The 11,787-nt window shown below is 55.8% G+C and carries 10 protein-coding genes and 2 pseudogenes; all 12 read right to left on the bottom strand.

Translation table 11 applies throughout. The features are described from left to right. Positions 1-5: 5 nt before the first annotated feature. Positions 6-434, bottom strand: a complete 429-nt coding sequence (locus tag CPT76_RS22150; protein WP_105444493.1) for an NUDIX hydrolase — start codon at positions 432-434, stop codon at positions 6-8. Between the two features lie 122 nt (positions 435-556). After that, a complete protein-coding gene (gene mtaB, locus CPT76_RS22145; protein WP_105444492.1) occupies positions 557-1,897 on the bottom strand; it encodes a tRNA (N(6)-L-threonylcarbamoyladenosine(37)-C(2))-methylthiotransferase MtaB in 1,341 nt (446 codons plus the stop codon). A gap of 2 nt (positions 1,898-1,899) precedes the next feature. Continuing rightward, the gene (locus CPT76_RS22140) at positions 1,900-2,664 is read right to left on the bottom strand and encodes a 16S rRNA (uracil(1498)-N(3))-methyltransferase (protein ID WP_105444491.1); all 765 of its coding nucleotides are present in this window, start codon (positions 2,662-2,664) and stop codon (positions 1,900-1,902) included. A gap of 117 nt (positions 2,665-2,781) precedes the next feature. Further along, positions 2,782-3,471 (bottom strand): site-2 protease family protein, encoded by a 690-nt coding sequence (locus tag CPT76_RS22135; RefSeq protein ID WP_105444490.1) that lies wholly within the window; start codon positions 3,469-3,471, stop codon positions 2,782-2,784. Next, a pseudogene (gene prmA, locus CPT76_RS22130) lies at positions 3,471-4,484 on the bottom strand (50S ribosomal protein L11 methyltransferase). Before prmA ends, CPT76_RS22135 begins: the two are co-directional and overlap by 1 nt. Before the next feature lie 137 nt (positions 4,485-4,621). Then, positions 4,622-4,819 carry a YfhD family protein gene (locus CPT76_RS22125; RefSeq protein WP_076169781.1) on the bottom strand — a complete coding sequence of 66 codons (198 nt, stop codon included), beginning with the start codon at positions 4,817-4,819 and terminating at the stop codon, positions 4,622-4,624. A 67-nt stretch (positions 4,820-4,886) separates the two neighbouring features. Beyond that, on the bottom strand, positions 4,887-5,255 hold the full coding sequence (locus CPT76_RS22120) for a hypothetical protein (protein WP_105444489.1): 369 nt from the start codon (positions 5,253-5,255) through the stop codon (positions 4,887-4,889). 231 nt (positions 5,256-5,486) lie between these two features. Next, complete coding sequence (gene dnaJ, locus CPT76_RS22115) at positions 5,487-6,605, bottom strand: molecular chaperone DnaJ (RefSeq protein ID WP_105444488.1); 1,119 nt, start codon at positions 6,603-6,605, stop codon at positions 5,487-5,489. Positions 6,606-6,717: 112 nt separating this feature from the next. Then, complete coding sequence (gene dnaK / locus CPT76_RS22110; RefSeq protein WP_105444487.1) at positions 6,718-8,571, bottom strand: molecular chaperone DnaK; 1,854 nt, start codon at positions 8,569-8,571, stop codon at positions 6,718-6,720. Positions 8,572-8,637: 66 nt separating this feature from the next. Continuing rightward, positions 8,638-9,260: pseudogene (gene grpE, locus CPT76_RS22105) on the bottom strand (nucleotide exchange factor GrpE). A gap of 66 nt (positions 9,261-9,326) precedes the next feature. Further along, positions 9,327-10,880: a TCP-1/cpn60 chaperonin family protein gene (locus CPT76_RS22100; protein WP_105444486.1), complete on the bottom strand. Its 1,554-nt coding sequence runs from the start codon at positions 10,878-10,880 to the stop codon at positions 9,327-9,329. Positions 10,881-10,894: 14 nt separating this feature from the next. Continuing rightward, positions 10,895-11,787: heat-inducible transcriptional repressor HrcA (gene hrcA / locus CPT76_RS22095; RefSeq protein ID WP_105444485.1), on the bottom strand; the 893-nt coding region annotated here is incomplete at its 5' end.

Below are 11,787 nucleotides of genomic sequence, written 5' to 3'. Positions count from 1 at the left end.
AAGTCTTAAACCTCGATGCCGAGCAGGGACAGCCCTTTCCGCACGATCCGGTCATTATTATCATACCCGTTCTGATCCTGACGGAGCCATGCCTCTCGCGGCTCATACCAGGCCACACCGCTGATCTCCTCCACCTGAGGCCGATGCGATCCGCCGACCGCCTCCACCAGGTAATAATGGACTTCTTTTTGAACCTGGCCATGAATCGGATGGCTGTACGTATACTTAATGATGTCCACGGGGGAAATGATGCTGCCGATAATGCCCGTCTCTTCCTCGATTTCGCGCAGCGCGGTCTGCTCAACGGTTTCGCCCGGCTCCATTTTGCCTTTGGCCATCGAAATTTTGCCGTAGCGGTCCAGAATCAGCTGAATCTCCAGCCGGCCGCCGATGCTGCGGAACACGACGCCTCCTGCCGATATTTCCTTCCTCATCACCCGCTCCTCCTCCTCATGCCATAGTACAAACAAGGATTTCACCTCCGGTGCTGCCGGAAATGAAATCCTTGCCATTCGCCCAAGATCCCGCAATAAACAGGGACCTTGCTATATACAAATTAAACCGCTTGTCCCGGTCTTTCGTCCATCACACGCACCAGCTGGCCTTCGCACTCGTGAACGCCGGCTTTGGTCAGCTTGACGCGGCACAGCTTGCCTTGCAGGTCTTCCGGACCGTCAAAGATCAGCTGCAGATAGTTATCGCTGAAGCCGTGCATTTTGCCCGGACCATGGGTTCCTTTGGAAGTGCCTTCCGGAATGACGTCCAGCACCTGGCCGACGAATTTTTGGGCATACGCCAGCTGCATCTGCTCGGACAGCGCGATCAATTCGCGCACCCGCGCATGCTTCACTTCCTCGCTCACCTGGTCGGTCATCCGCGCGGCCGGCGTGCCGTTCCGCTGGGAATACGGGAAGACGTGCATTTCCGAGAACCCGATCGCCTTCATCAGCTCATAACCGTTCCGGAACATTTCGTCCGTTTCGCCCGGGAACCCGACGATAACGTCTGTCGTAATGCCGACATCCGGCATCGCCTGGCGGATCAGCTGCATTTTGTTGTAAAACTCTTCTGTTGTATACTTGCGGCGCATCCGCTTCAGCACCGTGTCATCCCCCGCTTGCAGCGGAATGTGCAGGTGGCGGCACATTTTCGAGGAACGGTTCAGCACGTCGAGCATCCGCTCGTCGATTTGGCTAGCCTCGATGGAGCTGATGCGTACGCGTTCCAGCCCGTCCACCTTGTCGAGATCCCACAGCAGGTCCGACAGGCGGTAGCTGTCCAGGTCGTCGCCGTAGCCGCCGGTATGGATGCCGGTCAGGACGATTTCCTTGTATCCCGCTTCCACCAGCTGATGCGCCTGGTTCACGATGCTCTTCGGATCCCGGCTGCGTGAAAGCCCGCGCGACCATGGGATGATGCAGAACGTGCAGAAGTTGTTGCAGCCGTCCTGGATTTTCAGAAACGCCCGGGTTCTGTCGGCAAAATCAGGCACGTCCATTTCTTCAAATACGCGTGTCTTCATAATGTTGCGTACCGCATTGATCGGCTCGCGGGATTGGCGGATTTGATTCACGTACGGAATGATTTTGTCCCGGTCCTGGTTCCCGATGACGAGGTCAACCCCGGGAATGTCCAAAATTTCGGCCGGCGAGGTCTGCGCATAGCAGCCCGTCACGGCGACGATCGCTTCCGGATTTTGGCGCACGGCGCGGCGGATGATCTGCCGGCTCTTCTTATCGCCTGTATTGGTTACGGTGCAGGTATTAATTAAATAAACGTCTGCGTTTTGTTCGAAATCCACCTGCTCGTAGCCTTCATTTTTAAACAGCTGCCAAATGGCCTCTGTATCGTAAAAATTCACTTTACAGCCCAACGTATAAAATGCAACGGATGGCATGTTCAAGCTCCCCCCATTTCTCCGGATTCATAAAGTATGCAGGCCAGGGCAACCATACCCGCCGTCTCGCAGCGCAGGATTCTCCGTCCCAGGCCGATGCTGACCGCGCCGGCTTCCTCCGCCGCCCGGCACTCCTCTTCGCTGAAGCCGCCTTCCGGCCCCACGATCAGAAGCACTTGCAGGTCTGCGGCAGCGCCGGTCTTCTCTATCCAAGGCTTCACTGCATCCCGCAGCTGAAGACCGTGTTCTTTCTCATAGCAGAAATATACCGCATCATACGCCGAAAACGAAGCCAGCAGCTTTTTCCAATGGGTCGGAAAGCCGACCTCGGGCACCCGGTTGCGGTGGCTCTGTTCGGCCGCCTCTTTGGCGATTTTGCTCCAGCGGACGATGCGCTTCTCTTCCTTCTTGGCATCGTACTGCACGATGGTTCGCTCCGACAAAAAAGGAACAAATGCCGCCGCACCGATCTCGGTGCATTTCTGGATCACCGTCTCCATCTTGTCTCCTTTTGGGAGGCTCTGCGCAATGGTGACTTTAACCCGCGGCTCCTGGGTCATCGCCAGCATCTCGACGACAGCGGTGGTGACAACCCCCTGGTCGATCGACCGGATTTCCACCAGCGCTTCCCGCTCGCGGCCGTCGCTGACGATAAAGGTGTCCCCTTCTTTGCCGCGCATAACCTTGGCGATATGCCGTGCATCCTCACCGGTAATCTCGACGGTATCGCCTTTAAACTGCTCCTGTGATACAAAATATCTCTGCACCTTTATCAACATCCTATTTCCAAAATCACAAACTTCATCATACAACTTTTAGGTTCGCATGACCAGACCCTATTCAACAAGCGAATACGGCCTCGAACGTTCGCGTTCCCGCTCCGATTATATCGACACGCCGAACAATTTCAGGAAGGAGAACACGAACTGGTAGTTGATGCTGTTAGCCCACATATATAGCGGACTGATTGTATACATCTGCAGCACCGGAATGAACAAAATCAGCAGGAAAATAAAGATGGACCACTGCTCAAACTGCTGCAGCTTAATCCGTACCCGCGGCGGAACGATATCCTCGACGATGCGGTATCCGTCCAGCGGCGGAAGCGGGATAAGGTTGAATAAGAACAGGAAAAAGTTCATGAAGCAGAAATAGCGCAAAAACGTCGTGATTGCGAACAGCAGCCTTTCGTTCGTAATTCCGTCCAGCACCCCCGTGGCGATCAGGAGGGCGTAAATAAACGCCCCGATGATACCCAGAACGAAGTTGCTCAGCGGCCCCGCCGCCGACACGACCACGCCCATGAGGCGGGGATTTTTGAAGTTGTCGCGGTTGACCGGGACCGGTCTGGCCCAGCCAAACCCTGCGATCACCAGCAGCAGGACGCCGAGAAAATCGAAGTGAACCGCCGGATTCAGCGTCACCCTGCCCAGCAGTTTGGCTGTAGGATCTCCAAATTTATAGGCAAAATACGCATGCGAAAATTCATGCACCGTAAAGGCGATCACCAGCACGATCAGGACGAACGGAAGCTCTTCCAGCGGAAACCTGAGAATATTGTTCAGAAAATCCATCACGACCTCTTTCTCGCGACAAAGGCTACCCAGTCTTCGTCACGGCAAACGTCCTCGATCTCAAACCCGGAGTCCTTCAGCGCCTGCTGAACGACGTCTTCCTTATTTTTGTAAATGCCTGAGGCGATGTAGACGCCTCCCGGCTCGAGTGCACGGTACACGTCGTCGATAAAGAGCAAAATGATTTCGGCCAAAATGTTGGCGACGATCACTTGGACCGGCAAGGTAACGCCCAGATCTTCGCGCTGATCACCGCTTAACAGGGACAGCAGATCGCTTTCCTTGACCGTAATCTGATGATCCAGCATGCCGTTCAATTGGCTGTTTTCCTTCGCGCTCGACACCGCCACCGGATCCAGGTCCAGTGCAAGCACATGCTTCGCGCCGAGCAGGACGGCCCCAATGGCCAGAATACCCGATCCCGTTCCGACGTCGATGACTTCCTCCCCGCCCTGAATGACCTTCTCCAGCGTGCGCAGGCAGAGCGCCGTCGTCGGATGGGTTCCTGTGCCGAACGCCATTCCGGGATCGAGCTCGATGATTTTCTCCGCGTCGCTCGCCGGCGTGTAGTCCTCCCAGGTCGGCTTGATCGTCAGCCGCTCCGATACCTTCAATGGTTTAAAGTAAGCTTTCCATGCGGTAGCCCAATCGTCCTCATCCACTGTCTTGAGCTCGTAGCGCAGCTAATCGTCCTCATCCACTGTCTTGAGCTCGTAGCGCAGCTCTCCCGTGTCGATTCCGTACTCATGCAGCTGCCCGATCCGTTCCTTAACCTTGGCAATGATCTGCTCCACAGGGGACTCCTCGGAAAAATACCCTTTGATTTCGGCCTGTCCCTCCGGAATATCGTTGAGAGGCATCTCGTACCATTGCCCGAACGACGTATCCCGTTTCTTGTTCAGGGTTCCCGACTCTTCGATGGATACACCGCCGGCGCCGGCCTCATGCAAAAAATTTGAAATCATTTCCACGGCTTCTTCCGTGGTATGTATTGTAAATTCATGCCATAACATAATTCGTTAAATTCCTCCTCGACCTATGCATAAGTACCATTGTACTATACATCGGCGGCCGAGTACAAAATTTAGGGCTCCCCGCTAACAAAAAAACCGCAGGTTCGCATCGCGCTTCCCCACGGTTTTATGCATTCTTAATCTTCATCCGTCCAGCCGGTATCCATTTTGCGGAGCTGACGCTCGTCAGCCTCCTCGCTGCGGCGGAGCGCTTCCACATCGTCCGCATCGGCCAGTACGCCCGAGAACTCGACGTCCTCGTTTTTCATCGACATCAGTTCCTTGATTTTTTCCGTCTTGGTCATGATTTTGCCTTTTTTATCGCGGCTAGCCATCAAGCTCCCATCCTTTCCTTGAACGAACTATTCACCTTTAGAAAATGTTACGATCCCACTATCGAGCCTAGACGAAGCCGCCGGCTTCCTCGACGATTCTCCTTGCCTTCTCGAACGATTCTTCCTCGACCACAACGCTCAGAATGATATCCCGGCCGGTCGGTCCTCCCTGTCCGCCGTCGCTCATCCCGCTTGCTGACGGATCGGCTGCGGCCAAGATGGAGACATCCTTATCGCTGTATGTTGTGCCATAGGTCACAGACGTCAGGCTGGGCATATCACCCGTAAATGGGCCGGTGCTGTACATCGAAGTCCCAGGAAACCGGCTGAAGCGGTCGATGGACAGGTCCACCACCCGCAGGGCGCGCAGCTTTTTGGCTACGCCCTCAGCTTCTTCCGGGCTTTTAAAATAGGCCAGAATGCTCTTTTCAGACACTTGCTTCACCTGCTTTTATATGGATTAAGCGTTTACGGCTGCTCACGTGCGGTTTTAGGCTGTGCAAGCGCGGTCCCTTTTATGCGCGGGAAACGACCGGGCCGGGAACTGGAAACGTCTCTGGGTTTGCATGCAAAAAAAGCCCGGCCGCCACGGCCGGACTTTCTAAAAACGAACCATCTTTCTGAAGGTTATCGGAAGACGTTTTACCTATATACTGCAATTGCGCGGTTACTCCCCGCGGAACGCTTTTTTCATGCGGTCAAAAAAAGACTGCTCCTGCTCATGCGTCTGCTCGCCGTCCATGGAGGCAAACTGGCGCAGCAGGTCCTTCTGCTCGTCACTGAGCTTGCTAGGCGTAACGACGACGACCTTCACGTGCTGGTCGCCCTGTCCGATGCCGCGTAAACGCGGAACGCCTTTGCCTTTGAGCCGGAAGAACGTACCCGTTTGCGTACCGGCCGGAATTTTCAGCTTGACCTTCTCGGTCAGCGTCGGGATCTCGATCTCGTCGCCGAGCGCCGCCTGGGCAAACGTGAGCGGAACCTCACAGTAAATATCGTCGCCTTCCCGCTCAAAGAAGTCGTGAGGCTTCACGCGGATGACAATGTACAAGTCGCCCGATGGGCCGCCCCGCAGACCGCCTTCCCCTTCGCCGGTCATGCGCAGCTGGGCGCCGTCGTCCACGCCCGCAGGAATGCGCACGTGAATTTTGCGCTGCTTTTTCACTTTGCCGCTGCCGTGGCAGGTCGTACATTTGTCCTTGATGATTTGACCCGTACCGTTACAGTTGGAGCAGGTACGACGGTTGACCATCCGGCCGAATGGCGTGTTCTGGACGACTTCCTGCTGCCCGCTGCCGTGGCAGACGGAACAGGTTTGCGGCTTCGTTCCCGGTTTGGCTCCCGAGCCGTGGCAAGTGTCACAGTTTTCGGTTCTAGGAATGGTAATATCCGATTCCTTGCCGAATACCGCTTCCTTGAACTCGATCGTCATCGTATACTGCAGGTCGTTCCCCCGCTGCGGCGCGTTCGGGTCACGGCGTCCTCCGCCCCCGAAGAACATGTCGAAGATATCGCCGATGCCGCCGAAGTCCGCACCTGAGAATCCTCCGCCCATGCCCTGGTTCGGATCGATATGGCCGTACTGGTCGTAGGTCGCACGCTTCTGCCCGTCGCTGAGCACATCGTAGGCTTCCTTAACCTCTTTGAACTTGGCCTCGGCGTCATCCGCCTTGTTCACGTCCGGGTGATACTGCCTGGCCAGCTTCCGGTAAGCTTTTTTGATATCATCATCCGAAGCGTCCTTGCCGACGCCCAGGACTTCATAATAGTCACGCTTTTCAGCCACTCTTCCACCCCCAATATTTCAGTCATGCTCCGGTTCATGGACAAAAGGAAAGCCAAAGCAGCGGGATGCCCCGGCTTTGACTTCCCTATTCCTGAACATAACTTTCTATAGGTTAACCTTGATTTTTGTCCTCGTCAACAACCTCGTAGTCCGCGTCAACGACATTGTCCTTCTTCGCGGATCCTGCTGCGCCGTCGGCATTGCCTTCGCCGCCTTGAGCCTGCTGCGCTTGAGCAGCCTGCTCATACAGCTTCACAGACAGCTGCTGCACGATTTCGGTCAGCTCTTCGGTAGCGGATTTGATCTGCTCCAGGTCGTCGGAGTCGATAGCCGCTTTGACTTTGTCCTTCGCCGCATTGGCCTTTTCGACTTCGGAAGCGTCGACTTTGTCGCCAAGGTCCTTAATAGTCTTTTCTGTGGAGTATACGAGCTGGTCGGCGTTGTTTTTCGCTTCGATCAGTTCTTTACGCTGACGGTCTTCCTCTGCATGTGCCTCGGCGTCCTTCATCATGCGTTCCACTTCGTCGTCGCTGAGACCGCTCGAAGAAGTAATCGTAATCTTCTGCGTTTTGTTCGTTCCTTTATCGGTAGCCGATACGTTCACGATACCGTTGGCGTCGATGTCGAATGTAACTTCGATTTGCGGTACGCCGCGAGGTGCTGGCGGAATGTCGCCCAGGATAAAGCGTCCGAGCGTTTTGTTGCCCGCCGCCATTTGGCGTTCGCCCTGCAGTACGTGGATTTCAACGCTTGGCTGGTTATCCGCATACGTCGAGAAAATCTGCGATTTGCTGGTTGGGATCGTTGTGTTGCGTTCGATCATTTTCGTAAATACGCCGCCTGCGGTTTCGATACCGAGGGAGAGCGGAGTTACGTCGAGAAGCACGACGTCTTTGACGTCGCCTGTCAGCACGCCGGCTTGCACAGCGGCACCGAGGGCAACCACTTCGTCCGGGTTAACGCCTTTATGAGGCTCTTTGCCGGTCAGACGCTTGATCGCTTCCTGTACGGCCGGAATCCGCGTGGAACCGCCGACAAGGACGATCTTGTCGATGTCGCTGGAGCTCATGCCCGCATCGCTGAGCGCTTGACGGGTTGGTCCAAGAGTGCGTTCCACCAGGTCGGCAGACAGCTCTTCGAATTTGGCACGGGTCAGGTTAACCTCCAAGTGCTGAGGTACGCCGTCCACCACCGTAATAAACGGCAGGGAAATCGTCGTCGTCAGAACGCCGGACAATTCCTTTTTCGCTTTTTCCGCAGCGTCTTTCAGACGTTGAACTGCCGCTTTGTCCTTGCTCAGGTCGATGCCTTGGTCCTTCTTAAATTCGCTTACGAGGTAATCGATGATCACTTGGTCGAAGTCGTCGCCGCCGAGGTGGTTGTCCCCGCTCGTCGCCTTAACTTCGAAGAAGCCGTCGCCCAGCTCCAGGATCGAAACGTCGAACGTACCGCCGCCAAGGTCGTATACGAGGATCGTTTGATCTTCCGATTTTTCCAGACCGTAAGCGAGAGCGGCAGCCGTCGGCTCGTTGACGATCCGCAGCACTTCCAGACCGGCGATTTTACCGGCGTCTTTGGTCGCTTGGCGCTGGCTGTCATTAAAGTATGCCGGAACCGTAATAACCGCTTGGGTTACCGGTTGGCCCAAATAAGCCTCGGCGTCGGATTTCAGCTTTTGCAGAATCATTGCGGAAATTTCTTGAGGCGTAAACTCTTTGCCGTCAATCGTTTCCTTATGGTTTGTACCCATGTGGCGTTTGATCGAAATGATTGTACGGTCAGGGTTTGTAATGGCTTGGCGCTTTGCCGTTTCGCCGACGATGCGCTCGCCGTCTTTCTTGAAGCCGACAACCGAAGGGGTCGTACGCGCGCCTTCCGGATTCGGGATAACGACAGCCTCGCCGCCTTCCATGACGGCTACGCAGGAGTTAGTCGTACCAAGGTCAATACCGATAACTTTACTCATGTATGGTTTCCTCCTCTGGGATATAAGAAATGGTGGATCAATACTTATATGTTAAACAGCAGGGATTTACATGCTGACTTTAACCATGGCTGGACGAAGCACTTTGTCCTTCAGCATATAGCCTTTTTGCACTTCCTCAACGACGATGCCTTCCTCGTATTCATCGCTTTCCACCTGCATGATGGCTTGATGATATTCCGGATTAAACGGCTCGCCGACGGTAACCATAGCCTGCAGCCCTTCCGCTTGAAGCACGCCTTCCAATTGGCGGAAAATCATGCTTACGCCTTTCGTAAAGGACTCCATTTCGCTGCCTTCGCCGGCAGCGGCGAGAGCCCGTTCGAAATTATCCACAACAGGCAGCAGCTCGGTCACCAGTTTAGTGGATGCATACTTGGCCAGGTCCTCTTTTTCCTCTGGGTCCGTTTGCGGAAATTGTCGAAGTCGGCCTGCGTACGGATGGCACGCTGCTGATAATCGTCAGCCAGCCCCTGCAGACGCTCCACTTCGCTCTTCAGAGCAGCAGGGTCCAATGCTTCATTCTCCGCAGCCGTCCCTTCAGAAGCATCCTCCGAAGCTGTCTCGCCAGCTTGGCTAGCCTCCGCCTCGGCTGTATGTTCATTCACTTCTTCATTGGTTTGTTGGTTCAATTCGTTTTCACTGTCTTGAAATGGTTGGTTTTCTTTCAAGATGTCTTCACCTCCTTGGTAAACTGATCATGCTTTTGTTCATCGGTTCATGCGGTCCCGAAGAAATCAATCTTCATCCTGACCGCCAAAGCCTCTCATTTTGATGACATTATGAATGCGGAGTACGGCAGCCGCCACCTCACCCGCGGCCTCCAGCCCATGAATCTTCACCAGGGCCGGATCGACGATCCCCCGCTCCTCATAGCGAATGACGAGTCCGGTATCGCAGTCGATGCCCATGGAGTCGGAGTCTTCCGCAAGCTGGGCGGCACGCGCCTCTTCCATCTTCTCCAGCGGGTTGTAGCCGGCGTTCAGCAAAATTTGTGCCATGGGCTTGCGCAGCGCCGCTGCCACGGCGGCAATGCCGAAGGCTTCCATGCCCTTCACCGCCTCCCGCTGATGCTCCAGCTCGTAGGAGACGGCCAGCTCGGCCGTACCTCCGCCGGGAAGCACTCCGCCGGAGACGGCGGCTTGTACAGCCGAGGCCGCATCCGCGGCAATCCGGGCAGACTCCCCGACGACTTCCGCGGTGCTCGCCCCGACGATCAGCGTGACAAACGGCTCGCGCTCCTGCCCCCCGCTGCTGACCCGCACGCGTTCCAGCCTTTCGTCATAAGCCACATAGGGGGAATTCCCCAGAAGCTTGGCAAGCGAATCGCGATCCTTATGTAAGGCGGTACGCCGCATGGGCACCGCCCCTGTCATCTCGCTGACGCGCAGCAGGTCGCTGCGGCTCACGCGCGGCACAACCATGATGCCGTGATCCATGCAGAACTGCTCGGCATCGGGATGGATTCCCCGTTCCAGCAGAACAAGCCCCACCCCGAGGTCGGCCAGCACGTGAAGCTCGCTGCTGAAGCGGTCGCGCAGCTCCATGTACCGGGCAAAGCCGGCTTCCGTCGTCAAAACCTCTTCATCCAGCGTCTCCGGCTCGAGCGCGTCGTGCAGGACGAGGATCTTCGTGTTCTTCAGCACGGGTCTATCATGCGAATGAAGCGGCTTCTGCTTCAAAAGAATGCCTTCATATACTTCATTATCGCCTTTCTCGTGGGCGGTAACCGCATCGGCTAGCAAATAGCCGGGTTCCCTCAGCTTCCGGGTCCCCACCTTCGAAGCGGCTTCCATGACAAGGCGGACGATATCCTCGCGCTCGCGTCCGGCGACATAAGCCGCCTTGGCAAGCAGCGGATCGTCCAGCCCTTCAATAACGCGGGTCCGGCGCCGCAGTGCTTCCACCGCCATGCGAATGCCCTGCTGCATGCCGGCAACCACTTTGGAAGCAGGGACACCTCTGACGATTTGCGCAACGCCTTCCTGCACCAACGCTCCCGCAAGCACCGTTGCCGTCGTCGTTCCGTCGCCGACCTGCTTCTGCTGGCTGCGGGCCACCTGGATCAGCAATCTGGCGGCGGGATGCGTTACGTCCATCTTGTCGAGGATCGTCACGCCGTCATTGGTAATAATGACTTCCCCGCGGGAGCCGACCAGCATGACGTCCAGCCCCTTGGGGCCGAGCGTCCCTTCCACCGCAGAGGTGATGGCACGGACCGCATTGCTGTTGTTAAGCAGGGCTGCGTAGCGTTCTTCACCCTCGCGAACCGGCTGCTGGCCTTGACTCATCCGTCCTCTCCCCCTTATTTATACCAGTGTGACAGCATGGCCGTCAGATCCTTGGACAATATGTTCAAAATGCTCATTACCCTTGCGTATTCCATCCGCGTCGGGCCCAAAATGCCGATGGTACCGAGCGCTTCCCCTTCAAGCGAGTAAGTCGCCGTGATCAGGCTGCAGTTGGCAAACGCCTCATGGTCGTTCTCCGTCCCGATCCGCACCTGAATGCCGCCCCCATCCTGGGGCGCCATCATCTTCGTAAGCGTCGGCGTCTCTTCGAGCAGGTCCAGGATCGTCTTCACTTTATCGACATCCTTGAACTCCGGCTGGGTCAGCATGTTGGTCGTTCCGCTCAAATACAGGCGCTGATGGTCGGCCTCACCGTCCAGAAATATGTTGTCCAGCACTTTCATGATTTCTTCATAGTTGGAAATATGACGCTCCATCTCCTGGCCGAGTTCTGTATATAATCTTGTCTTCAGCTTATATATAGGTACATTCATCAGCTTGCTGTTCAGCAGGTTGACGACTTTCTCGATCTCGGAGACCGGTACGTCCGGCGGAAGCTGGACCGTCTTGTTCTCCACCTGTCCCGTGCTCGTCACGATAATCGCGACGGCGGTTTCCTCGTTAAGCGGAAGCAGCTGAAAATGCCGCAGTGAAGTATGAAAAACTTCCGGTCCAAGCAGGATGGAAGTGTAATTCGTCATATGGGATAGTATCATGGCTGCATGCTGGATCACCTGCTCCATCGCGCTGAGCTTCTCGGCAAAAAACTTGCGGAGCAGCCGGATTTCCCCCGGAGGCGCCGAATAGGCCGGGTCCAGATGATCGACATAATAGCGGTAACCTTTATGAGATGGAATGCGGCCGGCCGAAGTATGGGGCTGTTCCAAAAAGCCCAGCTCTTCCAGAT

Source organism: Paenibacillus sp. AR247, from assembly GCF_002968895.1.
Taxonomy (GTDB): domain Bacteria; phylum Bacillota; class Bacilli; order Paenibacillales; family Paenibacillaceae; genus Paenibacillus_AQ; species Paenibacillus_AQ favisporus.
This window is presented reverse-complemented; position numbering and strand designations above follow the sequence as displayed.

Bases quoted from the DNA above. Each gene is read 5' to 3' on its own strand.
- CPT76_RS22135 (WP_105444490.1), bottom strand. From the start codon at position 3,471: ATGGATTTTCTGAACAATATTCTCAGGTTTCCGCTGGAAGAGCTTCCG.
- CPT76_RS22150 (WP_105444493.1), bottom strand. From the start codon at position 434: ATGAGGAAGGAAATATCGGCAGGAGGCGTCGTGTTCCGCAGCATCGGC.
- CPT76_RS22125 (WP_076169781.1), bottom strand. From the start codon at position 4,819: ATGGCTAGCCGCGATAAAAAAGGCAAAATCATGACCAAGACGGAAAAA.
- dnaK (WP_105444487.1), bottom strand. From the start codon at position 8,571: ATGAGTAAAGTTATCGGTATTGACCTTGGTACGACTAACTCCTGCGTA.
- CPT76_RS22100 (WP_105444486.1), bottom strand. From the start codon at position 10,880: ATGAGTCAAGGCCAGCAGCCGGTTCGCGAGGGTGAAGAACGCTACGCA.
- mtaB (WP_105444492.1), bottom strand. From the start codon at position 1,897: ATGCCATCCGTTGCATTTTATACGTTGGGCTGTAAAGTGAATTTTTAC.